The sequence below is a fragment of the Pseudomonas sp. SZ40 genome (assembly GCF_052958135.1).
In genome coordinates this window covers 1-22,810 of record NZ_JBQWIF010000010.1, presented here as the reverse complement: position 1 = coordinate 22,810, position 22,810 = coordinate 1, and the positions used below count along the sequence as shown (strand labels likewise).

Here is a 22,810-nt window from a genome sequence, read left to right as displayed (position 1 = left end):
GGAACGAGCGATGAGCGCTATCCGTGCACTGCTACTTCTTGCTGCTCTGCTACCTGGGGCCGCCTGGGCGGTCTGCACCACGCCGGGTGCCGCGGTGAGCCTTGGCACGAGCAATTCGCTGAGTCTGATCAGTACGCCGCAGAGCTCGGCAGGTAGCGGCGGTGTGCAATGCACTGGAACGCTGACCCTGCTGGGTACCAACTTCATCCGCGTCACGCTGCTCAACAATCCCGTGCTGGTCAGTGGTTCGCAGCAGATCCCGTTGCAGGTGTTCACCGACATCGGCTACAGCAACAGGCTGCAGACCGGCCAGCAGGTTCAACTGACCAATGCCACGCTTCTGGGGTTGGGCGGCAGCACCGGGACGCTTCCTCTCTACTATCGCACCGCCACCGGTGCCAACGTGGCGGCAGGCACCTACACCGCGACGCTGAACCTGAACTGGCAGTACGCGGTGTGTACGGGCGTTTTCGTGGCGGGCATCTGCTCCAACTGGGCGCTCAGCCCAGGTGCCGCTAGGCCTTCCTGCGGCGTGCTGGCGTGCAACCCGCCAAGCCCCTGGGGCGCAGGTGCCAACGTATCGGTCACCGTGACCCTGGTGGTCACCAAGACCTGCGTGATCAACAACAGCGAACTGGTGATGGATTTCGGTACCCAGGCGCTGGTCAGCCAGTTCGCGCCGGTGACGCGCAACATCGGTGTCACCTGCACCAATACCGAGGGCTATACCGTGGGTTTCGACAACGGCCAGAACTTTCAGGCTCCCTGGCGGCGCATGGCCAGCGGCAGCAATCGGCTCAACTACAACCTGTATTTCCCCAATACCACCACCGTCTGGACCACCACCCAGACGCAACCCATGGTCGGTAACGGCCTGCAGCAGAGCGTGCCGTTCCTGGGCATCATCGACCCTGCCCAGGCCAACGTACCGGTCGGCACCTACACGGATAACGTGACGGTGATCATCATGTACTGAGCAGGTATGCTGCGGTTTCGATTCTGCAGTTGCCGGAGGGGCGATGAGCCTGCAGCGCTACACCCATTGGGTTTTCGATATGGACGGCACCCTGACCATCGCCGTGCATGATTTCGCCGCTATTCGCGTGGCGCTGGATATCCCGGCCGAGGACGACATCCTGCATCACCTGGCCGCGCTTCCCCCGGATGTTTCGCGGGCCAAGCACGCCTGGCTGCTCGAGCACGAACGCGAGCTGGCCATCGCCGCACGGCCTGCGGCAGGGGCCGTGGCGCTGGTGCGCGGCCTGCACGCACGTGGGCTGCGCCTCGGCATCCTGACGCGCAACGCTCGCGAGCTGGCGCTGCTGACTTTGCAGGCCATCGGCGTGGACGACTGCTTCGCGCCGGCCGACATCCTCGGACGTGACGAGGCGCCGCCGAAACCCGACCCTGGCGGCCTGCTGCACCTGGCCGACCGCTGGCAGGTGGCGCCCCAGGACATGGTCATGGTCGGCGACCATCGCCATGATCTGGCCTGTGGCCGTGCCGCCGGTAGCGCTACCGTGCTGGTCAACCTGCCGACCAACCCCTGGCCGGAGTTGAGCGATCACTTCGTCGCCGATTGCACGGCGCTTCAGCGTCTGGCCTTGGGCAATCCGGCTGCCTGACAACAGCCGTTACCGGCCTGCAGATCATCGAGAATCGGGCAGTCGGGACGGTGGTCGCCCTGGCAGTGGTCGACCAGGGTCTGCAGGGTATCGCGCAGGGCTTCGAGCTCGGCGATCTTGCCGTTGAGCGCATCGATGTGCTCCACGGCCAGGGCTTTGACGTCGGCACTGGCCCGTTCACGGTCGTGCCACAGGGCCAGCAGCTTGCCCGACTCGGCCAACGAGAAGCCCAGGTCACGCGCCCGGCGTATGAAGCGCAGGCGCTGCAGATCCCCGTCGTCGTACTGGCGGTAGCCACTTTCGCTGCGCCCCGCACTGGGCAGCAGGCCGATGGCTTCGTAGTAACGGATCATCTTGGCGCTGAGCCCGGTGTGCTTGGCCGCCTGTCCGATATTCATCGCATTACTCCTCGAGGTGGTTGGGCCGCCAGGTTTTCAGCAGCAGGGCATTGCTCACGACGCTCACGCTCGACAGCGCCATGGCGGCGCCGGCGAGCATCGGGTCGAGCAACCCGAAGGCGGCCAGGGGAATGCCCACCAGGTTGTAGATGAAGGCCCAGAACAGATTCTGGCGGATCTTCGCGTAGGTGCGCCGGGCGATATCCAGGGCGGCGGGTACCAGCCGTGGGTCGCCGCGCATCAGGGTGATGCCGGCCGCCTGCATCGCCACATCGGTGCCGCCGCCCATGGCGATGCCGACATCCGCCGCAGCCAGGGCAGGGGCGTCGTTGATGCCGTCACCGACCATGGCCACGACACCAGCGGCTTTCAGCTCACTGACGATACGCGCCTTGTCCGCAGGCAGAACCTGAGCGTGAACCGAACCGATGCCCAATTGCCTGGCGACAGCCTGTGCACTGCCCTGATTGTCGCCGCTGATCAGGTGGCTGACGATATGCCGGCTGCCCAGCGCGGCGACCGCTTCACGGGCGCCTTCTTTCAAGGTGTCGCCGAAGGCGAACAGCGCCAGCACCCGCGCTGGGGAGCCCGGCTCGATCAGCCACGACAAGGTACGCCCCTCGACTTCCCAGGCCTGAGCCGCTTTGGCCAGATCGTCCGGCTCGCTGGCGCCGCTTTCCTGTAGCAGGCGACGATTGCCCAACTGCAGCGATCGGCCCTCGACCAGGCCGGCAATGCCGCGACCGGCCAAGGCCTGGCTGGCGGCGACTGGCGCAAGGATGAGGGTAGCCTCCTGGCAGGCCTGCAACACCGCCCTGGCCAGAGGGTGCTCGCTGCCTTGCTGTAGCGCACCGGCCAGGCGCAGTGCCTGGTCGGCATCGATGTCGACGGTTTGCAGGTGGGCGATACGTGGTGCGCCGGAGGTCAGGGTACCGGTCTTGTCGAACGCCACCACCTTCACGTCGTGGGCTATCTCCAGGGCTTCGGCATCCTTGATCAGGATGCCGTGCCGGGCCGCCACCCCGGTGCCGGCCATGATTGCCGTGGGCGTTGCCAGGCCGAGGGCGCAGGGGCAGGCGATCACCAGCACGGCCACGGCATTGAGCAGCGCGTTTTCCAGGCCTGCACCCAGGCTCAGCCAGACGATCAGGGTCAGCAGCGCGATCAACAGCACCACCGGCACGAAGACCTGGCTGACCCTGTCCACCAGTTTCTGGATCGGTGCCTTGGCGGCCTGGGCGTCCTCGACCAGGCGGATGATCCGCGACAGCACGGTTTCTGCCCCCAGGGCGGTGGTCTCGATCAGCAGACGGCCCTCGCCATTGATCGCGCCAGCGGTCACCGAGTCGCCCGGTGCCTTGGCTTGCGGCAGGCTCTCACCACTGATCAGTGCCTCGTCGGCGTGGCTGTCGCCCTCGAGCACCTTGCCGTCGACCGGAAAGCGCTCGCCCGGCCTGACCAGTACCCGGTCGCCCAGACTCAGCGCACTGACGGCCACGCGTTGCTCGATGCCGCCCTGCAGGCGCGTGGCCTCATCGGGGCGCAACGCCTGCAGGGCCCGGATGGCGCTGGTGGTCTGACGCTTGGCGCGGCTTTCCAGGTATTTGCCGAGCAGGATCAAGGCGATGATCACCGCGGAGGCTTCGAAATACAGGTGTGGCGTGTGCCCCGCCGGGGTGATCGCCCATTGGTAGAGGCTCAGTCCGTAACCGGCGCTGGTGCCCAGGGCGACCAGCTGATCCATATTGCCGGAGCCGCTGCGCAGGGCGCTCCACGCGGCTCGGTAGAAACGCGCGCCGAGGACGAACTGCACCGGTGTGGCCAACAGGAACTGTGCCCAGGCCGGCAGCATCAGGTGTACGCCGAAGGGCGCCAGCAGCATCGGCAGGACCAGCGGCGTGGCCAGCAGCAATGCCAGGGCCAGTCGCCAGCGCTCGGCCCGCAGGCGGCGATCGTTGGCGTCACCCGTCACTTGCGGTGCATCCATGGGGCTGGCCGAGTAGCCGGCAGTCGACACCGCAGCCAGCAGCGCCTGGGTATCGACCCCCGTGACCACCTGCACGCGGGCCTGCTCGGTCGCCAGGTTGACGTTGACCGCCAGCACGCCAGGCTGTCTGCGCAGCACGCGCTCGACGCGGCCCGCGCAACTGGCACAGGTCATGCCGGAGATGGCCAGATCGAGGCTTTCACTGGGCACTTCGTAGCCCGCCTGGCGTACCGCCGCTATCAACGCCGGCAACTGCTCGACAGGCGCCTCGACACGAGCGCGCTCGCTGGCCAGGTTGACGCTGACTGCATCGACTTGCGGTGCCCCTCGCAGGGCGCGCTCGACCCGACCGACGCAGCTGGCACAGGTCATGCCGCTGATCGGCAGGTCGAGGGTGGGCGGCGTGGGCATGGTCATCTCCGGTTGATCCTGATGGCAAGGCACAGGATCAACCTTGACCAATGGGTAAGGTCAAGCCCCGGAGCGATTAGGCGTCACTGGCTTGGCGGTGCAGGTGTCAGGTAGGGGCCGGATGGGCTGAGGCCGATGCGGTAGCGGCGAATTTCGCCGGCAGTCAGGTTCAGCCGCTGACTGTCGAGCGGGGTGATGCCCGCCTGGCAGCTTTCGGTGCCGATCATGCCCAGACGCACCGACACATCGCCGGGCGGCAGGTTGAAGGACACCGATTGGCCCTGGAACAGCCGTGCGGCCAGTTGGTCCTGCAGGTAGACGCCGAACTCGCACGGCGATGCCACTTCCAGGCGCTCGCGGGAGATGATCAGCACGGCGTAGCCATCGCCCATGGTGGTATGCGAGGGCAGTACCTGGGCGAGGGCGGGCAGGGGCAAAGCGAGAAACAGTGAGAAGAGTAGGCGGGACATGGTCAGACCAGATGGCTATGGAGTTTTGCTGAGCTTGGCCGAGGTTGGCGGGTTCAACAAGGTCGAGGGTTGACCTTGACCTTGTGGCAAGCTCGATACTTTTTTCAGCAATCCACTGATTGCCCAGGCGGGCAGAGGAGATGACGATGCAGATATTCAAGGTAGACGGCATGACATGCGCACATTGCGAGCGGGCCATCACCGGTGCCGTACAGGCGATCGATGCGTCGGCCCAGGTGCAGGTGGATCTGGCCGCAGGCGAGGTCAGGGTGCAGACCTCGCATCCGGTCGATCAGGTGCTCGAAGCGATCATCAATGAAGGCTACAAGGCAGAGGCGGTACCCGCGGCTAAGACCAGTCGCTGATCAGGCCGCGGAACAGTCCGTCGATCATCACCGGCCCGTCGCTCTGCGGGTCGAACAGGGTGTTGTCGCGCAGCCAGTCGCTGAGCATGCCGACGATCAGCGCGTGGATGGTGCGCGCCGCGAGGCGTGGGGTCATGCCGGGGCGCAGGCGAGGTTGCGCGGTCGGGTGAGCGAAGATCGCCTCGCAGAGGTCGATGAACTGGTTGATGAACGCTTCATGACGCTCTTCGGCCTCGCGCAGTTCTTCGGTGAACTCGCAGCGGTGCAGCAGTACCGTGAAGATGCGCCGCTTCTGCTCGTCCAGGGCTATACCGGCGATACCCGCCACGCAAAGCTCGCGCAGTGACTGCAGGCCGTCGCCTGACTGACTCTCCTGCAGGTGCCTGGCCAGTTGCTCAGGGGGCAGGCGGACCTGGCTGAGCATGTCGTGAAAAAGGTGGGCCTTATTCTGGAAGTGCCAATACACCGCGCCACGGGTCACCCCCGCATGCTTGGCGATATGCTCCAGGCTGGTGTGGGCGACACCCTTTTCCAGAAACAGTATCTCGGCGGAGGCCAGAATGGTGGTGCGGGTCTGCTCTGCTTGTTCTTTGGTTCGACGCATACGACAGGAATCAAATCGGTTCGGGAATGGCGAGTGTAATTATTTTTTCGCCTTAAGGTTTGTTTTACAGACGAACTTGTATGTAATTGTCGGCATCCACTCTTTCAGGGGCCTCCAGCGCTCCGCCCGTTGACCCAGCCAAGGCTGGAGACACTCGTCGAGTACCGTGCACATGACGCTTCGCCTGTTACTGATTCTTGGGGCACTGAGTGCCTTCGGCCCGCTGGCCATCGACTTCTATCTGCCCAGTTTCCCCGCCCTGGCGCTGGCCTTCGATACCGACACCGAGCACGTCCAGCTCTCCCTGGCGTCCTACTTCGCCGGGCTGGCCATCGGGCAATTGCTCTATGGCCCGCTGGCCGACCGGTTCGGGCGACGCATTCCGCTGCTCGTCGGGGTGTCGCTGTTCACCCTGGCGTCGCTGGCCTGTGCCGTGGCGCCGAGCCTCGAGTGGCTGATCGTCGCGCGCTTCGTGCAGGCTCTGGGTGGTTGTGCCGGGATGGTGGTGTCGCGCGCCGTGGTGCGCGACCTGTGTGACCCGATCAGCTCGGCCAAGGTGTTCTCGCAACTGATGCTGGTGATGGGGCTGGCGCCGATCCTCGCGCCCGTGGCGGGTGGGCTGTTGCTCAACCTGTTCGGCTGGCCGTCGATATTCGTTTGCCTGACGCTGTTCAGCGCGGCTTGCCTGGTTGCCCTGTACCGCTGGCTGCCGGAAACCCTGAACCCCGACGTCGAGCCGGCTCCGCTGCGCGGGGCGATCGGTGAATATCGCCGGCTGTTCGCCGATCTGCCCTTTATCGGCCATGCCCTGACGGGAGGGCTGGCGATTGCGGGTATGTTCGCGTACATCGCCGGTTCGCCCTTCGTGTTCATCCAGCTGTATGGCATTGCGCCGGAACACTACGGTTGGTTGTTCGGCACCAACGCCGCTGGCTTCATCCTGGCGGCGCAGGTCAACGCGTGGCTGGTGTCACGCCAGGGGCCGGCCTACTGGGCCAGGCGCATCGTCTGGTTCTATTTGGGCTGCGGCATGCTGTTGCTGCTGTTGTCGTGGGTGCATACCCATTCGCTTTGGCCACTGATGGTGCCATTGTTCGGCTGCATCGCGTCGCTGGGCATCCTGCTGCCGAACACCTCCGCCTGCGCCATGGCGGGGCAGGGGCGTCATGCGGGAAGCGCGTCGGCACTGATGGGCAGCCTGCAATTCACCATCGCGGCGACTGCCGCGTCCATGGTTGGCGTGCTGCATGACGGCAGCGCCGTACCGATGGCGCTGGTCATCTTCTCTTGCGGTGTGCTGGCGGTGCTGGCTTCGCGCTTCACCCGCTGGGCGGAGAAGCGCGCCGGGCACCCTCTCGGCTGACCCGAGGATCAGCCTGCCATGCGTTGCCTTTCCGGCAGCGCGTGGGGTGCCTGCACCCTGGCTTCGAGCGTTGCCACGAACTGGCGTGCCTCGGCTTCGCTGCGAAAACTCACCTGATGCCTGCCGAGACTCACTTGCCAGTGAATGCCGAGAGGGCCTTTCAGCGCACGTATCCGGATATCCATGAGGGTGACTCCCAGTGAGGTGCGGACAGTCTAGCCGCAACTGGGAGAACTGCTCTGATGCAGATCAACGAGGCGACGGACGTCCACTGCTCGGCGAGGGAAACGTGGCAGAAGCATTTCCTGCAGGCAAAAAAAGACCCGGCAAAGAGCCGGGTCAATAACCGTGATTAGCCTGATGAGGAGATAATCTGAAGAGTCCGACCTAAGGTCTCTTTAGGTTATCGGCTGATCTCGCGACCAGCTGATGCAAATAATAGCAATTCTCATTTCATAGTCAACAGCTATTTGGAAATTATTTTCATTCATCGCGGCCATAGCGTTCAGCTGCCCGTTGAAACGACGAACCCCGGCACATGGCCGGGGTCCGGTGGCGGCCTGTCGGCTCAACCAGGCTGACGCAGCCCGGTGACTTCCTTGTTGAGCAGGTCGATGCGCCGCGCCATGCTCTCCACCAGGCTGTGGGCGATACGCGGGTTGCTCTCCATCAGGTTGAGGAACTGATCCTTGGGGATCACCATCACCGTGCAGGCCTCGCTGGCCACCACGGTAGCGCTGCGTTTTTCATGGGTGAACACGGCCATGGCGCCGAAGATCTCGTCTTTCTGCACGTCGCCCACCTTCACGCCATCGACGAAGGCTTCGGCATGTCCTTCGATGATGATGAACACGTGATCGGCGTCGTCCCCCTGATGGATCAGCGAGTCGCCTTTGCTGAAGTGCTTGAAACCGGTGGCGGGGCGTACTTCCGGCTGCTTGATGCGTGCCAGGGCGTCGGAAAGCAGGGCGGTGTGGCCCACCAGGTACTGGATGAACAGTTCCTGACGAGATTCGCTGGCGTAGATGTGCTTGAACACCTCGCTACGCGAATAGGGAATCAGGGTGATCGGTTCATCGCTGGTGTAGCGGCATGTCGGCAGGTCGATGCCCTGGCGCAGGCCGACCAGATCGCCTTCCTGCAGATAGAACAGCGGGCGCTCGTCGACCAGCGCATGCAGCAGGCCGTTGTCGATGATGAACAGCTGATTGCCAGGCAATTGGGCGGCCAGGTTCTCGCTGCGCTCCACGTGCAGCGCAGCGCCGCATGGGCTGAGCCCATCGAGTAGTTGCCCGGGGATGCTCTGCAATCGGCTGATCAGTTGGTCGGCGTAGGCCGGTTGTTCCCCGAGTAGATACATGATGGTTCCTTGAGCTGCTCATGCCGAATGCGCACGAAAATCCCTGAAACGATAATCTCCGCCGCGCTCCAGGTAAATCGATCTCGCTGGAGGTTGTGAACCAAGGCGTGTTCTGCCTCCGGGCAATCGCGGCCGAGCCCCCGTTATCCGTGGTGTCAGGCGTTCTGTGACGGGTAATCCGTGTGGACTAGATCCGGTCGTCGTTGGCCGCTTCTTCGAGCTGCAGGTTGAGACTTTCCTTGCGCGTTGGCGGCAGCTCGCTCCAGTGAATGTCCAGCAGTGCACCCTCGATGGCGTAGAGCAGGACCTTGGAGGCCCTGAATCCCCGTGCCCGGACGGCCCGGTAGGCGTCGACCGCGCCGTGTCGGCGCAGGTCGCTGACGTTGTGGATGCCCACCGCGTGAAGCCACTGCGACGAGGTCTTGCCCAGATTCTTGAGGTGCTGCAATTCGTCGTTCACGGAATCTCCTTTTCGCGGCCGTTTTGCAGGTGGATGCTGGCTGGCCGCTGCATTGGGAGAAAGTGTAGCGGCCTTGAGCAGCGACGCCCGGATGGAGCGTTACACACTGCTACAGGTGGTTGGGGTGGGTGCGATAGCGCAGGCGTGTACCGAAATTCATCGACATGAGGATTTCGTCAGCGCTCAGTTCGGCCGGGAAGTAGGCGCCGGATATCTGCGCATGGGCGATGCTGGCGCCCTCCAGCTGTGCGGTGCGCAAGTCGACCCCGCGCAGGTCGGCACCGCGAAAGTAGGCATCGCGGAAATCGATGCCTTCGGCGTCCAGGGTTCGCAGGTCGAGGCCGCGGAAGTCGCCGCCGCTCAGATCGATGCCGGCGCCTTGTGGACGCTGCGCATTGAACGCGGCGACATCATCGTTGTGCAACAGGCGGTAGAGCGGGGTGTCCAGCTGGCGTGGTTGGCTCATGATGGCAGTGATCCGGGAGGGGGCTCACTGCCAGTATAGAGCGGCCTGGCCGCCCTGCTTGCCCGCTTTACAGGTTTGGGAAGCGCTGGCGAATGGTACTGACCAGTTCGTTGAGGCTGGCGCTGTCGTGGGTATCCACACGTTTGCTATGCGTCAGCTCGCTTTCGTCGAGGGCGTCCTGCCCGGCGCGTTGTGCTTCGATCACCTGCAGCGTGGCGTCGGAAGGATCATCGCCCTGTTGCTGACGTTGCAAAAGCCAGCTGTTGATGACCGAATCGGGCGCCTGACAGTCGGCAATCAGAAAGGGGACCCCGGTCTCTTCGGCGATACCCAGAGCTGCCTGGCGCTGCGCACGCTTGAGGTAGGTGGCGTCGAGCACTACCGGGTAACCCGCGTGCAGGGCCAGATCGGCCAGTTCATTCAGGCGCTCGTACACCGACTTGCTGGCTTCGTCGCTATAGATGCCGGCATTCAACGGGTCGCCCGCATTCACCTGCTGTTCGCCCAGCAGGCGCTTGCGCTCGACGTCAGAACGGATGCGTATTGCGCCGAGTGCCTCGACCAGGCGCAGCGCAACCTGACTCTTGCCGACCGCGGAAACGCCGCGGGTGATGGCCAGGAAACGAACCGGAATGGCACTGTAGCTTTCCGCCAGGCTGGCGTAACCGCGGTACTGGCGCAGGATCACCGCCCGTTGCACGGCATCCTGTTCCTGGCCAAGGCGGAACAGCGCGACCTTGGCACGTACCAGGGCGCGGTGCGCCTTGTAGAGATTGAACACCTTCAGTGAGCCGTAATCGCCCGTGTGCTCCAGCCAGCCGTTGAGCAGGCGGCGTGCCAGGCACTTGAGGCCGCGATCCTCCAGGTCCATGACCAGGAAGGCGGTATCCAGGGCGATGTCGGTCAGGCGGAAGGGTTCGTTGAACTCGATGCAGTCGAACAGCGTGGCCTGGCCATCCAGCAGGGTGGCGTTACCGAGGTGGATGTCACCGTGGCATTCGCGGATGAAACCGTCTCGGGCTCTGGCTTCCAGATCCGGCCACAGTCGCTCGAGGCTGGTTTCAGCCCAGGCTTCCAGAGCGTCCAGCTGCTGCAGGTCTGCCTTGTCGCTGAGCATCGGGCGAATCTGCTCGAAGTTCTGGCGCAGAGGGGCGACGATGGCGGTGGCATTGCACAGCGAGTGATCGGACGCGACCGTTGGGGTGTGCAGATGGAAATCGGCGATCTGCTTGGCTAGAGCATCGATATGCGTTTCGTTCAGTTCGCCCCGTGCCTGCACCTGGGCCAGCAATTGTTCCTGGGGGAACTGGCGCATTTTCAGGGCGTATTCGATAGCCGAACCTTCGCCATCCAGGCGCGGAGCTTCGACACTGCCGCCGATCGGCAATACCTCCAGATACAAATCCCGGGTCAGGCGCTGATTGAGGCGCAGCTCTTCCTGGCAGAAGTGCTCGCGTGACGCCAGGGAGGTGAAGTCGAGAAAGCCGAAGTTCACTGGCTTCTTGATCTTGTAAGCATAGGGGCCGGTCAGCACGACCCAGGAAATATGGGTCTCGATGACACTGAAACCGTCCACCGGATGCGGATAAAGGGCCGGGTTCTGCAAGGCGGTAATCAGGGCTTGGCTCACGGGTGATCCTTGGCGTGTATGGAAAGATGACAGGCGCGCATTATGACCCCTCTCCGCGGGGGTGCAAATCGCCAGGGGACAATCGCCTTTCCGCGCCGCCCACAGGGTTGTAGCGAAACGTGAACAGCCTCTCTGCAGTGCCTGCCGACGCTTCGCAAAGTGCGTATAATGCCGCGCCATGACTCGTACCCGATCTTCCCGCTCCCGTTCCAAACGCCGCCCCCGTGGCATGCGCCCCTTGCTGGGCTGGGCTGTAAAGCTTGGCCTGGTCGGCTTGGTGCTGTTCGCCGGTTTTGCGGTTTACCTCGATGCCATCGTCCAGGAGAAATTCTCCGGCAAGCGCTGGACCGTTCCGGCCAAGGTCTACGCCAGGCCGCTCGAACTGTTCGTCGGCCAGAAACTGGCCAAGGATGACCTTCTCAAGGAGATGGACGCCCTCGGATACCGCCGCGAAAGCACGGCCAATGGTCCGGGTGCCGTTGCCGTGTCGGGTAACAACATTTCCCTGCACTCGCGTGGCTTCCAGTTCTACGAGAGCGTCGAGCAGGCGCAACAGGTCAACGTGCGCTTCTCGGGCGATTACGTCGCCTCGCTGACCAAGGCCGACGGCAAGGACCTGGCCGTGGCGCGTCTGGAGCCGATGCTGATCGGCGGCCTGTACCCGGCGCATCAGGAAGACCGCGTGCTGATCAAGCTCGATCAGGTGCCTGCCTATCTGGTGGAAACCCTGGTGGCTGTCGAGGACCGTGACTTCTTCGACCATTTCGGTGTATCGCCCAAGGGCATCGCCCGTGCGGTGTGGGTCAACGCATCCGCCGGCCAACTGCGCCAGGGCGGCAGTACCCTGACCCAGCAGTTGGTGAAGAACTTCTACCTGACCAACGAGCGCAGCCTGACCCGCAAGATCACCGAAGCCATGATGGCGGTGCTGCTGGAGCTGCATTACGACAAGCGCGAGATTCTCGAGGCCTACCTCAACGAGGTGTTCCTCGGCCAGGACGGCCAGCGTGCCGTGCACGGTTTCGGGCTGGCCAGCCAGTATTTCTTCAGCCAGCCGCTGTCCGAACTCAAGCTCGACCAGGTCGCGCTGCTGGTGGGCATGGTCAAGGGGCCTACCTTCTATAACCCGCGCCGCAACCCCGAGCGGGCGCTGGCGCGTCGTAACATGATTCTCGACCTTCTGGCCGAGCAGGGTGTGGTGTCACCGGAAGAAGCCGCTGCCGCCAAGGAGCGTCCGCTTGGCGTCACCCAGCGTGGCAGCATGGCCAATGGTTCGTTCCCGGCCTTCCTCGACCTGGTCAAGCGCCAGCTGCGTCAGGATTACCACGACGAGGATTTGACCGAAGAAGGCCTGCGCATCTTCACCAGTTTCGACCCGATCCTGCAGCTAAAGGCCGAGGAGGCCCTGGCTGAAACCTTCAAACGCCAGGCCGGGCGCAAGGGGTCCGATCAGGTCGAGGCGGGCATGGTGGTCACCAATCCGGAAACCGGGGAAATTCAGGCGCTGATCGGCAGCCGCCAGCCGCGCTTCGCCGGCTTCAACCGTGCGCTGGATGCGGTGCGTCCTATTGGCTCGCTGATCAAACCGGCCATCTACCTGACCGCCCTCGAGCGCCCCAGCCAGTACACCCTGACCAGTCGGGTGCTGGATGAGCCGTTCTCGGTGAAGGGCCAGGATGGTCAGGTATGGAAACCGCAGAACTACGACCGCAAGGCTCACGGCAGCATTTACCTGTATCAGGGGCTGGCCCACTCCTACAACCTGTCCACCGCCAAATTAGGCTTGGAACTGGGTGTGCCGAACGTGCTCAAAACCCTTGAGCGCCTTGGGGTGTCGCGACAGTGGCCAGCTTACCCGTCGATGTTGCTGGGGGCCGGTGCGCTGACGCCCATGGAAGTGACGGGCATGTACCAGACCCTCGCCAGTGGTGGCTTCAATACGCCGTTGCGCGGTATCCGCAGCGTGCTGACCGCCGAAGGCGAGCCGCTCAAACGCTACCCGTATCAGATTCAGCAGCGTTTCGACGCCGGTTCCATCTACCTGCTGCAGAACGCCATGCAGCGCACCATGCGTGAAGGTACCGGTCGCTCGGTTTACAGCCAGTTGCCGAGTTCGCTGACGCTGGCCGGCAAGACCGGTACCAGTAACGATTCACGGGACAGCTGGTTCGCCGGTTTCAGTCAGGATCTGCTGGCCGTGGTGTGGATGGGCCGTGACGACAACGGGCCGACTCCGTTTACCGGTGCGACCGGTGCGTTGCAGGCCTGGACCGGCTTCATGCGCCGGGCCGATCCGCTGCCGCTGGACATGCCGATGCCGGACAACGTGGTGCAGGCATGGGTGGATGCGGCGACCGGGCAGGGCTCGGCAGAGAATTGTCCGGGTGCCGTACAGATGCCGTATATTCGCGGCAGCGAGCCGGCTCCCGGGCCAGGTTGTGGTATCCAGGCCCCCGTCGACTCGGTGATGGACTGGGTAAAAGGCTGGTTGGAATAAGAGAGGTTTGACGTGAGTAAGTGGTTGATTCCCGTTTTGACTGCCTCGGTAGTGCTGGGAGGTTGTGCCAGCGTACCGCGTGGTTCCATTCCGGTCGTGGATTCCGGTACGTCTGCCTACGAGCAGGAAGACCGCCCGGGCAATGGCTACGGCAATGCGCCCGTGCAGCCGCAGCAACAGGCTCAGCCGTCGTCGGATGATTCCGGTGTGGTGGTCATGGTGCCAGGCGGCGGCAATCCGTCGGCGCCAATCGATACCTATGCCGCACCAGCGGGGGCGCCCGCCAGTGGTGGCGGTCTGACCTTCGACGAGCCGCCACTGAGCAGCGAACCGCTGGGCTCGCCAGGCTACGGCAGTGCGCCGCAGTCCCAGCCTCAGCAGCCTTCGATTCCCAGTGGCATTCCGCGAGGCAACAGTGGCGGTCTGGCTGCCGATGAGCAGCTCGATGGTCCGGTGCTGGCGCTGCTGACCAGCGCCCAGCAGCAGCAGACTGGCGGCGACCTCAACGGCGCGGCTTCCAGCCTCGAGCGTGCACAGCGCATCGCCCCGCGCGAACCGCAGGTGCTCTATCGTCTGGCGGAGGTTCGTCTGGCCCAGGGCGATGCTGCCCAGGCCGAGCAGTTCGCCCGTCGTGGTCTGAGCTACTCCAGTGGTCGTCCGGCTCTGCAGGCCAGCCTGTGGGATCTGATCGCCAAGTCTCGTGAGCAGCAGGGTGACGCAGCAGGTGCGGCACAGGCTCGTGAGCGAGCGCGGGTCAATCTGTGACGGCTGCCCCGATAACCCAAATCGCCGACCAGCTGTTGCTGGTCGAGCGCGCGTTGCGGGTACAGGGCTGGTGGGACGCAACGCCGCCGAGTGAAGAGGCACTCGCCAGTCAGGAGCCGTTCTGCGTGGACACGCTGGACTTCGCTCAGTGGCTGCAATGGATCTTCCTGCCACGCATGAAGGCCATCATCGAAGCTGGTGCCGATCTGCCCGCCGTATCTGGCATTCTGCCCATGGCCGAGCACGTCTACGGCGCGAGCAATCGCGCGGCGGCCGAATTGCTCCAGGCACTGGGCGACTTCGACCGGTTGATCACTGCGGGCTGAAGCCCGCAGCCTTTCTCGTTACTTGCAATTCTCGGCGATCGCCTTCTTGCTGTCGGCAATACGCTTCTGACGCTCGTCCTCGCCGAGACGGCGCACTTCTCCACCATCTTCCACACGCACCCGCGGGTTGTTCTCCAGCTGCGCGAGGTTGTTGCGCTGGGTCTCGCAGTACTTGCGCAGTTGCACTTGCTGTTCGGCCACTTCCTTCTTGACCTTGGCGTCGGCGGCTGCCTGTTCCGGGTCGGCGATGTCCTTGAAGGTCGGCGCTGGCTTCGACTCCGTGGACGGTGGTGGCGGTGCGGCCTTGTTGACGGTGGTAGCTTGTTGGTCCTGCGGCGGTTGTTCACTGAAATGGGTGACGCCCTGGGCGTCGACCCACTTGTATACCTGGCCGGCCATGGCGGTTGTGCTCAGGGCGAGCGCCAGGCTGGTGGTGAGGATCATGCGGCGCATGGGAATTCCTTTTAGGGCAGTTTTGCCGAACCTTGCAGGGCCGGAACGGGATTTCAGGGTCAGTGTGCACGCTCTTGGCGACAGCGCGGAGTCTCTGCCGATTACTATAACCAAATCGGTTGCCCGTTCATCCTGCGCCGCTTCACATCGGCACGGGTTTTTCACGGCACAGGGCGCTGTATTTCTCCGTCGAGGGTGGATATGCCTGCCAAATGCATATTCCATCACGGACCACTTGACTTGCCGTCTTCGAATAACAACAATCGAATGCTCTCTGTAGTGGGGTAAGCCGCAAGCTTGCTTCAGCTCAGTAGACATGAGGTGCTACCCGCGCCGACCTTTCGTTACACCCGCAACGCGTTACCTCGCGCTGGGTGGGAAGTCCCGAAGCACACCAGGGATGTTCCCAATACTTGCTCAGTTGTAGCTGACGTAGTCGGCGACCACAGTCGCTCATGCTCTGCTGGCAGTAAACCTACTCGGGCCGTACCTGCAAAAGGGCGGTTTTCTGGCGTTATAGAGGTGAACAACGTGGAGCTTTTATCCGGCGCTGAAATGGTCGTCCGCTCGTTGCGTGACGAAGGCGTGAAGTACATCTATGGGTATCCGGGTGGTGCCCTCCTGCACATCTACGATGCCTTGTTCAAAGAACCGGAAGTGACCCACATCCTGGTTCGCCACGAGCAGGCGGCGACCCATATGGCGGACGGCTATGCCCGCGCCACCGGCAAGGCCGGTGTCGTGCTGGTGACCTCCGGCCCTGGTGCGACCAATGCCGTTACCGGTATCGCCACCGCCTACATGGACTCGATCCCGATGGTGATCATTTCCGGTCAGGTGGCCAGTACCGTGGTTGGCACCGATGCCTTCCAGGAAGTCGACATGGTCGGCATCTCCCGCCCGATCGTGAAGCACAGCTTCATCATCAAGCATCCTTCGGAAATCCCCGAAGTGATCAAGAAGGCGTTCTACCTCGCCGAATCCGGTCGTCCGGGCCCTGTGGTCGTGGACATTCCTAAGGACATGGGCGATCCGACCCAGAAGTTCGAATACAGCTACCCGAAGAAGGTCAAGCTGCGTTCCTACAGCCCGGCGGTTCGTGGCCACTCGGGGCAGATCCGCAAAGCGGCGGAAATGCTCATCGCGGCCAAGCGCCCGATCATCTATTCCGGTGGCGGCGTAATCCTCGGTGGTGCTTCGGCACAACTGACCGAGCTGGCCCGCGCGCTGAACGTTCCAGTCACCAACACCTTGATGGGTCTTGGTGCCTACCCGGGCGACGACCGTCAGTTCGTCGGCATGCTGGGCATGCACGGCAGCTACACCGCCAACCTGGCCATGCACCACGCCGATGTCATCTTGGCAGTCGGTGCGCGCTTCGATGACCGGGTCATCAATGGTGAAACCGCCGCCAAGTTCTGCCCGAACGCCAAGATCATTCATATCGACATCGACCCGGCGTCGATCTCCAAGACGGTCAAGGCCGATATTCCGATCGTTGGCCCGGTCGACAGCGTGCTGAGCGAGATGGTCGCCGCACTCAAGGAAATCGAGCAGCGTCCGGACGGCGAATCGCAAGCCACCTGGTGGAAGCAGATCGAAGAATGGCGCGGCGGTGGTCGCCTGTTCCCTTACAACGAGGGTGACGGCAGCATCATCAAGCCGCAGACCGTGATCGAGACCCTGTGCGAAGTCACCAGAGGTGATGCTTTCGTCAGTTCCGATGTCGGCCAGCACCAGATGTTCGCCGCGCAGTACTACCGCTTCAACAAGCCGAACCGCTGGATCAACTCCGGCGGTCTGGGCACCATGGGCTTCGGCTTCCCGGCGGCCATGGGCGTCAAGCTGAACTTCCCGGACAGCGACGTGGCCTGCGTCACCGGTGAGGGCAGCATCCAGATGAACATTCAGGAGCTGTCGACCTGCCTGCAGTACGACCTGCCGGTGAAGATCGTCAACCTCAACAATGGCGCGCTGGGCATGGTTCGCCAATGGCAGGACATGCAGTACAGCAGCCGTTACTCGCACTCCTACATGGAATCGCTACCTGACTTCGTCAAGCTGGCCGAGTCCTACGGGCACGTGGGCATCCGCATCACCGACCTGAAAGACCTCAAACCGAAGATGGAAGAGGCCTTTGCGATGAAGGACCGTCTGGTGTTCCTCGACATCGCCGTGGATACCAGCGAGCACGTCTATCCGATGCAGATTCGGGGTGGGGCGATGCGCGACATGTGGCTGAGCAAGACGGAGCGTACCTGACATGCGTCATATCATTTCCCTGCTGCTGGAAAACGAACCGGGAGCGCTGTCGCGTGTGGTCGGCCTGTTCTCCCAACGCAACTACAACATCGAAAGCCTGACCGTGGCACCGACCGAAGACCCGACCCTGTCGCGTCTGACGTTGACCACCATTGGCCATGATGACGTGATCGAGCAGATCACCAAGAACCTCAACAAGCTGATCGAAGTGGTCAAGCTGGTGGACCTGTCGGAAAACGCTCACATCGAGCGCGAACTGATGCTGGTCAAGGTCAAGGCCACTGGCGCCCAGCGCGCCGAGGTGAAACGCACCACCGACATCTTCCGTGGGCAGATCGTCGATGTGACACCGAGCGTCTATACCATCCAGCTCGCCGGTACCAGCGACAAGCTGGACAGCTTCATCCAGGCCATCGGCACCGCGCTGATCCTGGAGACAGTGCGCAGCGGCGTCACCGGTATCGCCCGTGGCGACAAGGTACTGAGCATCTGATCGCAGCATTGAAAATGCCCCGCCACGTGCGGGGTTTTTTTTGCCTGGAATTTACCGTTGGCGGTTCCAGAAGGCGGCGATCAGCGGATCCTTGAGGCGCTTTTCCAGCGCGAACAGGCCGATGTCGTAAGCGGTCAGCGGGGGCTGAATATCGTAGATGCGGATGCGTGCGGCCAATGGGCTGTTGTCCAGCACGATCTGCGGGACCACGCCGATGCCGAAGCCCAGGCTCACCATGCTGACGATGGCTTCGTTGCCGCTGACCTGGGCATAGATCCGCGGCTTGATGTTGTGGCTCTTCAACCACCTGTCGGTGCGGGTGCGGGCAAGGCCTTCTTCCGAGAGAATCATTGGCACGTCTTCCCAGCTTTGCGCACCGGGTCGTCTCAGTTGCTCTTCGCTCAACAGTTGAGGGGACTGCGGACCGATGAAGCGCAACTCCGAGCGGGTAATCGACTGGAACACGATGCCGGCTGGCACGCTGTCGGGGAGGGCGCCGATGGCAAGGTCTTCCAGCCCCAGTTGCACGCGCTCGACGGCCTTGGCCGGGTCGCCGGTGTGCAGCTTCATCTCGATGCGCGGGTAGGCCTGGCGGAAGCTGCTCAGGATGTCGTAGAGAAAACTGTAGCTCGCCGTCACCGAGCAATACAGGGACAGCTCCCCATGCAGGACCAGCTGATCCTGCTTTAAGGTCTGACGAATGGCCTGCCAGCCGTTCATCACATCGCTGGCGTACTCGCGGAACTGCTGCCCCTCGCGGGTCAGTCGAACCGAGCGGTTGTCGCGCACGAACAGAGGGGCGCCGAGTTCCTCCTCGAGTTGCTTGATGCTGCGGCTTAGCGCGGAGGCGCTGACGTGCTGCTCGCGGCTGGTTTTGCCGAAGTGCAGGTTGTCTGCCAGAGAGAGAAAGAGCTTGAGTGCGTGGCTATCCATTGATGTTTCATATATCGGCATGTTGTGTTGCAAATATATCATTTTACGCAATGGGGCGGATCACTTAAGGTGGCTCCGTCGCGGTGCTAGCACCCCATCCCTTTCGATTCAAAAGAGCCAAGAACATGAAAGTTTATTACGACAAAGATTGTGACCTCTCCATCATCCAGGGCAAGAAAGTCGCCATCATCGGTTACGGCTCCCAGGGCCACGCTCAGGCGTGCAACCTGAAGGACTCCGGTGTGGACGTCACTGTCGGTCTGCGTAAAGGCTCGGCCACCGTTGCCAAGGCTGAGGCCCATGGCCTGAAAGTGACCGACGTTGCTGCCGCCGTTGCCGGCGCCGACCTGGTCATGATCCTGACTCCGGACGAGTTCCAGTCCCAGCTGTACAAGAACGAAATCGAGCCGAACATCAATAAAGGCGCCACGCTGGCCTTCTCCCACGGCTTCGCTATCCACTACAACCAGGTCGTTCCGCGCGCTGACCTCGACGTGATCATGATCGCGCCGAAAGCGCCGGGTCATACCGTGCGTACCGAGTTCGTCAAGGGCGGCGGTATCCCTGACCTGATCGCTGTTTACCAGGACGCTTCCGGCAACGCCAAGAACGTCGCCCTGTCCTACGCTTCGGGCGTTGGCGGTGGTCGTACCGGCATCATCGAAACCACCTTCAAGGACGAGACCGAAACCGACCTGTTCGGCGAGCAGGCCGTTCTGTGTGGCGGCACCGTCGAGCTGGTCAAGGCCGGTTTCGAAACGCTGGTCGAAGCTGGCTACGCGCCGGAAATGGCCTACTTCGAGTGCCTGCACGAACTGAAACTGATCGTTGACCTCATGTACGAAGGCGGTATCGCCAACATGAACTACTCGATCTCCAACAACGCCGAGTACGGCGAGTATGTGACCGGCCCTGAAGTCATCAACGCCGAATCCCGTCAGGCCATGCGCAATGCACTCAAGCGCATTCAGGACGGCGAGTACGCCAAGATGTTCATCAGCGAGGGCGCCACCAACTACCCATCGATGACCGCCAAGCGCCGTAACAACGCTGCCCACGGTATCGAAATCATCGGTGAGCAACTGCGCTCGATGATGCCGTGGATCGGTGCCAACAAGATCGTCGACAAGTCCAAGAACTGAGTCGGATTCGATCAAGAAAGAACGCGGCCCTGGCCGCGTTTTTTCGTTATGGGGCAGGCTTCTGGTATAAAGCCCGGACGCCAATGCCGACGTTAGGGCGAACGCTTGCCCGGCGACTCGGTCGAAAATTCAAATCCGCGACAAGGTGTTGTTCATGAGCGAGCGTCCGCAAGAGCCAAAATCGTCCAAGGACGATGAAAGCTTACTGCCCATCGACGAACATATTGAGGAAGGGCACGACGACGAGGGGCGCAAGGTTCGCCACCGCGGCATCTACCTGTTGCCCAATCTGTTCACGACCGCGAACCTGTTCGCCGGCTTCTACGCCATCATCAACGCGATGAACGGCAACTTCTACGTGGCCGCCGCCGCGGTGTTCGTGGCCATGGTGCTGGACGGTCTCGACGGTCGCGTCGCGCGTCTGACCAATACCCAGAGCGCCTTCGGTGCCGAATACGACTCGCTGTCCGACATGGTCGCCTTCGGTGTGGCACCGGCGTTGCTGGCTTTCGAGTGGGCACTTGGCAGCATGGGCAAGGTCGGCTGGATGGTCGCCTTCATCTATGTAGCGGGCGCTGCGTTGCGTCTGGCGCGCTTCAATACCCAGATAGGCAGCGTCGACAAACGCTACTTCATCGGTCTTGCCAGCCCGGCCGCTGCCGGCGTGGTGGCTGGTACGGTGTGGGCGTTCAGTGACTTCGGCATCAAGGGCTCCAACATGTCCTTCGTGGTGGCGATCCTGGTTGCCGCGGCCGGCATGCTGATGGTCAGCAATATCAAGTACAACAGCTTCAAGAACCTCGACCTGAAAGGCCGTGTGCCGTTCGTGGCGATTCTTGCCGTGGTACTGGTGTTCGCCGTGGTGTTCAGCGATCCACCGCGCATCCTGCTGCTGATCTTCCTCGCCTACGCGGCTTCGGGGCCGATCCAGTACCTGCTGCGTCTGCGTCGTCGCCAGACCAACGAGTGATGTAATTTCCTGCAGACTCCGTAGTCTATTGGGCAAGCCTGTCCCGATACTGCGGAGTCACCATGCTGATCAAGCTCCCCCCGTCATCCGAATGCAAAGAGTCGGATGTCACTCCCGAGTCCATCTACCTCTCCCGTCGTACCTTCATGTCCGCTGCCGCCGCCGGTGTGGCGCTGGGCAGTGTGCCTGCGTGGGCACAGGCATCGGTTGCCGAGCGCTACGCGGATGTCGAGGTCGGGCAGGCGCCGGCCTGGCTGAGCGAGCGCATCGCTGCCACCAAGTGGGAGGCGGTGACCGTCAAGGACGAAGCGCTGACACCCTTTCGGGATGCCACCCACTACAACAACTTCTATGAGTTCGGCCCCGACAAGTCGGACCCCGCCGCGAATGCTGGCAGCCTGAAAACCGAACCCTGGTCCGTGGTGATCGACGGTGAAGTCGGCAAGCCGGGTCGCTATGCGCTGGAAGACTTCATCAAGCCCTATCAGTTGGAGGAGCGCATCTATCGCCTGCGCTGTGTGGAGGCCTGGTCGATGGTGATTCCCTGGATCGGTTTCCCCATCTCCGCGTTGCTCGATAAGGTGGAGCCTACCTCCGCCGCGAAATTCATTCGCTTCGAAACCCTCGAGGATCCCGACAGCATGCCGGGGCAGCGCTCGCGTTTCGGCCTGATCGACTGGCCCTACGTGGAAGGGTTGCGGCTTGATGAAGCGATGCATCCGCTGGCCATTCTTGCCGTGGGTATGTACGGCCGCGAACTACCCAACCAGAACGGCGCTCCGTTGCGGTTGGTGGTGCCATGGAAGTATGGCTTCAAGAGTATCAAGTCCATCGTGCGCATCAGCCTGGTCAGCGAGCAGCCGCAGACCACCTGGCAAAGCATCGCTGCACAGGAGTATGGCTTCTACGCCAACGTCAACCCGACCGTCGACCATCCTCGCTGGACCCAGGCCCGTGAGCGACGGCTGCCCAGTGGGCTGTTCAGTCCCAACGTTCGCGAGACTCAGATGTTCAACGGTTACTCCGATGAAGTCGCCAGCCTTTATAGCAACCTCGATCTACGGAAGAATTATTGATGCGGCACCCGGTATGGCGGCTTTGCGTGTTCCTGTTGGTTGCGGTCTGGCCGCTCTATTGGTTGTACCAGGCCTGGCTCTTCGCCTTGGGGCCGGATCCGGGCAAGGTGCTGGTCGAACGCTTGGGGTTGGGAACGCTGATCCTGTTGCTCATTACATTGAGCATGACGCCGCTGCAGAAACTCAGCGGCTGGTCCGGGTGGATGGCCGTGCGTCGTCAGCTCGGTCTCTGGTGCTTCGCCTATGGCGTGCTGCACCTGATTGCGTACGCGGTTTTCATCCTCGGCCTGGACTGGTCGCAACTGGCCGTCGAGTTGCGCAAGCGGCCCTACATCATCGTCGGCGCTATCGCCCTGTTCGGGCTGCTGCTATTGGCGGTCACCTCCAATCGCTACAGCCAGCGGCGCCTCGGCAAATCCTGGAAGAAGCTGCATCGCTTCATCTACCTGATTCTGCCGCTCGGCTTGCTGCATATGTTGTGGGTCGTGCGGGCCGACCTCGAAGAATGGGCGGTTTATGCCGTCATGGGCGGGTTGCTGCTGATGCTGCGGATCCCGCCGGTAATGCGCCGAATTCCGCGCCTGGCGGGGAGAAGGGCGGAAACTTCGAATAAACCTGAAATAAGCCCTTGACCTGATTTCGTGGGGGCCTATAATGCGCACCACTTCCGGCGCGGTCTGATCTGAAAACTCCTTATTAAACAAGAAGTTAGACGAAAATAAAGGTTGCACGGACGGCGAATTCGAGTAGAATG

The 22,810-nt window shown here is 62.5% G+C and carries 24 protein-coding genes; 13 read left to right on the top strand and 11 right to left on the bottom strand.

What is annotated here, in order from left to right:
- Positions 1-10: 10 nt before the first annotated feature.
- Positions 11-976 (top strand): Csu type fimbrial protein, encoded by a 966-nt coding sequence (locus ACT9T4_RS10330; protein WP_499116817.1) that lies wholly within the window; start codon positions 11-13, stop codon positions 974-976.
- A 43-nt stretch (positions 977-1,019) separates the two neighbouring features.
- Positions 1,020-1,625: an HAD family hydrolase gene (locus ACT9T4_RS10325; RefSeq protein ID WP_042553017.1), complete on the top strand. Its 606-nt coding sequence runs from the start codon at positions 1,020-1,022 to the stop codon at positions 1,623-1,625.
- Here the strand turns inward: ACT9T4_RS10325 and cueR are convergent.
- From cueR to ACT9T4_RS10310, 3 genes are all read right to left on the bottom strand, one after another.
- Entirely contained in the window at positions 1,592-2,023 is a 432-nt protein-coding gene (gene cueR / locus ACT9T4_RS10320) for a Cu(I)-responsive transcriptional regulator (protein WP_042553018.1), read from the bottom strand. The genes ACT9T4_RS10325 and cueR overlap by 34 nt on opposite strands.
- A 4-nt stretch (positions 2,024-2,027) precedes the next feature.
- On the bottom strand, positions 2,028-4,421 hold the full coding sequence (locus ACT9T4_RS10315; RefSeq protein ID WP_499116813.1) for a heavy metal translocating P-type ATPase: 2,394 nt from the start codon (positions 4,419-4,421) through the stop codon (positions 2,028-2,030).
- An 83-nt stretch (positions 4,422-4,504) separates the two neighbouring features.
- Positions 4,505-4,891: a hypothetical protein gene (locus ACT9T4_RS10310; protein ID WP_042553019.1), complete on the bottom strand. Its 387-nt coding sequence runs from the start codon at positions 4,889-4,891 to the stop codon at positions 4,505-4,507.
- Positions 4,892-5,037: 146 nt separating this feature from the next.
- Between ACT9T4_RS10310 and ACT9T4_RS10305 the strand changes: the two genes are divergently transcribed.
- Positions 5,038-5,256, top strand: coding sequence for a heavy-metal-associated domain-containing protein (locus ACT9T4_RS10305; protein ID WP_179539043.1), 219 nt, complete (start codon positions 5,038-5,040; stop codon positions 5,254-5,256).
- Here the strand turns inward: ACT9T4_RS10305 and ACT9T4_RS10300 are convergent.
- A complete protein-coding gene (locus ACT9T4_RS10300; protein WP_042553021.1) occupies positions 5,240-5,860 on the bottom strand; it encodes a TetR family transcriptional regulator in 621 nt (206 codons plus the stop codon). The genes ACT9T4_RS10305 and ACT9T4_RS10300 overlap by 17 nt on opposite strands.
- Positions 5,861-6,032: 172 nt before the next feature.
- On the opposite strand from ACT9T4_RS10300, the gene ACT9T4_RS10295 reads away from it, so the two are divergent.
- A complete protein-coding gene (locus tag ACT9T4_RS10295; protein WP_179539041.1) occupies positions 6,033-7,223 on the top strand; it encodes a multidrug effflux MFS transporter in 1,191 nt (396 codons plus the stop codon).
- 8 nt (positions 7,224-7,231) lie between these two features.
- On the opposite strand, the gene ACT9T4_RS10290 is transcribed toward ACT9T4_RS10295, so the two are convergent.
- The 5 genes from ACT9T4_RS10290 to ACT9T4_RS10270 form a co-directional block, all read right to left on the bottom strand.
- Positions 7,232-7,408, bottom strand: a complete 177-nt coding sequence (locus ACT9T4_RS10290; RefSeq protein WP_179539040.1) for a hypothetical protein — start codon at positions 7,406-7,408, stop codon at positions 7,232-7,234.
- 383 nt (positions 7,409-7,791) lie between these two features.
- The gene (locus ACT9T4_RS10285) at positions 7,792-8,583 is read right to left on the bottom strand and encodes a Crp/Fnr family transcriptional regulator (RefSeq protein ID WP_042553023.1); all 792 of its coding nucleotides are present in this window, start codon (positions 8,581-8,583) and stop codon (positions 7,792-7,794) included.
- A gap of 187 nt (positions 8,584-8,770) precedes the next feature.
- Entirely contained in the window at positions 8,771-9,043 is a 273-nt protein-coding gene (locus ACT9T4_RS10280; protein WP_042553024.1) for a TfoX/Sxy family protein, read from the bottom strand.
- 109 nt (positions 9,044-9,152) lie between these two features.
- Entirely contained in the window at positions 9,153-9,509 is a 357-nt protein-coding gene (locus ACT9T4_RS10275; protein WP_042553025.1) for a pentapeptide repeat-containing protein, read from the bottom strand.
- Between the two features lie 67 nt (positions 9,510-9,576).
- The gene (locus tag ACT9T4_RS10270; protein ID WP_499116810.1) at positions 9,577-11,139 is read right to left on the bottom strand and encodes a bifunctional aminoglycoside phosphotransferase/ATP-binding protein; all 1,563 of its coding nucleotides are present in this window, start codon (positions 11,137-11,139) and stop codon (positions 9,577-9,579) included.
- Between the two features lie 178 nt (positions 11,140-11,317).
- On the opposite strand from ACT9T4_RS10270, the gene mrcB reads away from it, so the two are divergent.
- Genes mrcB through ACT9T4_RS10255 form a run of 3 tightly spaced genes read left to right on the top strand, consistent with a single transcriptional unit; the run spans position 11,318 to position 14,727 of the window.
- On the top strand, positions 11,318-13,636 hold the full coding sequence (mrcB, locus tag ACT9T4_RS10265; RefSeq protein ID WP_156152675.1) for a penicillin-binding protein 1B: 2,319 nt from the start codon (positions 11,318-11,320) through the stop codon (positions 13,634-13,636).
- A 12-nt stretch (positions 13,637-13,648) separates the two neighbouring features.
- Positions 13,649-14,401 carry a tetratricopeptide repeat protein gene (locus tag ACT9T4_RS10260; RefSeq protein ID WP_499116808.1) on the top strand — a complete coding sequence of 251 codons (753 nt, stop codon included), beginning with the start codon at positions 13,649-13,651 and terminating at the stop codon, positions 14,399-14,401.
- Positions 14,398-14,727: a YqcC family protein gene (locus ACT9T4_RS10255; protein WP_499116806.1), complete on the top strand. Its 330-nt coding sequence runs from the start codon at positions 14,398-14,400 to the stop codon at positions 14,725-14,727. The genes ACT9T4_RS10260 and ACT9T4_RS10255 overlap by 4 nt, the downstream gene beginning before the upstream one ends.
- 18 nt (positions 14,728-14,745) lie before the next feature.
- Here ACT9T4_RS10255 and ACT9T4_RS10250 read toward each other — a convergent pair whose 3' ends face one another.
- Positions 14,746-15,180, bottom strand: coding sequence for a DUF4124 domain-containing protein (locus ACT9T4_RS10250; protein WP_042553030.1), 435 nt, complete (start codon positions 15,178-15,180; stop codon positions 14,746-14,748).
- Between the two features lie 531 nt (positions 15,181-15,711).
- Between ACT9T4_RS10250 and ACT9T4_RS10245 the strand changes: the two genes are divergently transcribed.
- Positions 15,712-17,442 carry an acetolactate synthase 3 large subunit gene (locus tag ACT9T4_RS10245; protein ID WP_042553045.1) on the top strand — a complete coding sequence of 577 codons (1,731 nt, stop codon included), beginning with the start codon at positions 15,712-15,714 and terminating at the stop codon, positions 17,440-17,442.
- 1 nt (position 17,443) lies between these two features.
- Positions 17,444-17,935 (top strand): acetolactate synthase small subunit, encoded by a 492-nt coding sequence (gene ilvN, locus ACT9T4_RS10240; RefSeq protein ID WP_042553031.1) that lies wholly within the window; start codon positions 17,444-17,446, stop codon positions 17,933-17,935.
- A gap of 51 nt (positions 17,936-17,986) precedes the next feature.
- On the opposite strand, the gene ilvY is transcribed toward ilvN, so the two are convergent.
- Entirely contained in the window at positions 17,987-18,868 is an 882-nt protein-coding gene (gene ilvY / locus ACT9T4_RS10235; protein ID WP_179539037.1) for an HTH-type transcriptional activator IlvY, read from the bottom strand.
- A 125-nt stretch (positions 18,869-18,993) separates the two neighbouring features.
- On the opposite strand from ilvY, the gene ilvC reads away from it, so the two are divergent.
- The 4 genes from ilvC (at position 18,994) to msrQ (ending at position 22,688) form a co-directional block, all read left to right on the top strand.
- Positions 18,994-20,010 (top strand): ketol-acid reductoisomerase, encoded by a 1,017-nt coding sequence (gene ilvC, locus ACT9T4_RS10230; protein WP_499116802.1) that lies wholly within the window; start codon positions 18,994-18,996, stop codon positions 20,008-20,010.
- Positions 20,011-20,164: 154 nt separating this feature from the next.
- Positions 20,165-20,980 carry a CDP-diacylglycerol--serine O-phosphatidyltransferase gene (pssA, locus tag ACT9T4_RS10225; RefSeq protein WP_042553034.1) on the top strand — a complete coding sequence of 272 codons (816 nt, stop codon included), beginning with the start codon at positions 20,165-20,167 and terminating at the stop codon, positions 20,978-20,980.
- Between the two features lie 62 nt (positions 20,981-21,042).
- Positions 21,043-22,056: a protein-methionine-sulfoxide reductase catalytic subunit MsrP gene (gene msrP, locus ACT9T4_RS10220; protein ID WP_042553035.1), complete on the top strand. Its 1,014-nt coding sequence runs from the start codon at positions 21,043-21,045 to the stop codon at positions 22,054-22,056.
- The gene (gene msrQ, locus ACT9T4_RS10215) at positions 22,056-22,688 is read left to right on the top strand and encodes a protein-methionine-sulfoxide reductase heme-binding subunit MsrQ (protein ID WP_499116949.1); all 633 of its coding nucleotides are present in this window, start codon (positions 22,056-22,058) and stop codon (positions 22,686-22,688) included. Before msrP ends, msrQ begins: the two co-directional genes overlap by 1 nt.
- Positions 22,689-22,810 lie beyond the last annotated feature (122 nt).

What these genes read in the sequence shown, in the direction of transcription:
- ACT9T4_RS10330 (WP_499116817.1), top strand. Translation starts at nt 11, where the DNA reads ATGAGCGCTATCCGTGCACTGCTACTTCTTGCTGCTCTGCTACCTGGG.
- ACT9T4_RS10325 (WP_042553017.1), top strand. Translation starts at nt 1,020, where the DNA reads ATGAGCCTGCAGCGCTACACCCATTGGGTTTTCGATATGGACGGCACC.
- cueR (WP_042553018.1), bottom strand. Translation starts at nt 2,023, where the DNA reads ATGAATATCGGACAGGCGGCCAAGCACACCGGGCTCAGCGCCAAGATG.
- ACT9T4_RS10315 (WP_499116813.1), bottom strand. Translation starts at nt 4,421, where the DNA reads ATGCCCACGCCGCCCACCCTCGACCTGCCGATCAGCGGCATGACCTGT.
- ACT9T4_RS10310 (WP_042553019.1), bottom strand. Translation starts at nt 4,891, where the DNA reads ATGTCCCGCCTACTCTTCTCACTGTTTCTCGCTTTGCCCCTGCCCGCC.
- ACT9T4_RS10305 (WP_179539043.1), top strand. Translation starts at nt 5,038, where the DNA reads ATGCAGATATTCAAGGTAGACGGCATGACATGCGCACATTGCGAGCGG.
- ACT9T4_RS10300 (WP_042553021.1), bottom strand. Translation starts at nt 5,860, where the DNA reads ATGCGTCGAACCAAAGAACAAGCAGAGCAGACCCGCACCACCATTCTG.
- ACT9T4_RS10295 (WP_179539041.1), top strand. Translation starts at nt 6,033, where the DNA reads ATGACGCTTCGCCTGTTACTGATTCTTGGGGCACTGAGTGCCTTCGGC.
- ACT9T4_RS10290 (WP_179539040.1), bottom strand. Translation starts at nt 7,408, where the DNA reads ATGGATATCCGGATACGTGCGCTGAAAGGCCCTCTCGGCATTCACTGG.
- ACT9T4_RS10285 (WP_042553023.1), bottom strand. Translation starts at nt 8,583, where the DNA reads ATGTATCTACTCGGGGAACAACCGGCCTACGCCGACCAACTGATCAGC.
- ACT9T4_RS10275 (WP_042553025.1), bottom strand. Translation starts at nt 9,509, where the DNA reads ATGAGCCAACCACGCCAGCTGGACACCCCGCTCTACCGCCTGTTGCAC.
- mrcB (WP_156152675.1), top strand. Translation starts at nt 11,318, where the DNA reads ATGACTCGTACCCGATCTTCCCGCTCCCGTTCCAAACGCCGCCCCCGT.
- ACT9T4_RS10250 (WP_042553030.1), bottom strand. Translation starts at nt 15,180, where the DNA reads ATGCGCCGCATGATCCTCACCACCAGCCTGGCGCTCGCCCTGAGCACA.
- ilvN (WP_042553031.1), top strand. Translation starts at nt 17,444, where the DNA reads ATGCGTCATATCATTTCCCTGCTGCTGGAAAACGAACCGGGAGCGCTG.
- ilvY (WP_179539037.1), bottom strand. Translation starts at nt 18,868, where the DNA reads ATGGATAGCCACGCACTCAAGCTCTTTCTCTCTCTGGCAGACAACCTG.
- ilvC (WP_499116802.1), top strand. Translation starts at nt 18,994, where the DNA reads ATGAAAGTTTATTACGACAAAGATTGTGACCTCTCCATCATCCAGGGC.
- pssA (WP_042553034.1), top strand. Translation starts at nt 20,165, where the DNA reads ATGAGCGAGCGTCCGCAAGAGCCAAAATCGTCCAAGGACGATGAAAGC.
- msrP (WP_042553035.1), top strand. Translation starts at nt 21,043, where the DNA reads ATGCTGATCAAGCTCCCCCCGTCATCCGAATGCAAAGAGTCGGATGTC.
- msrQ (WP_499116949.1), top strand. Translation starts at nt 22,056, where the DNA reads ATGCGGCACCCGGTATGGCGGCTTTGCGTGTTCCTGTTGGTTGCGGTC.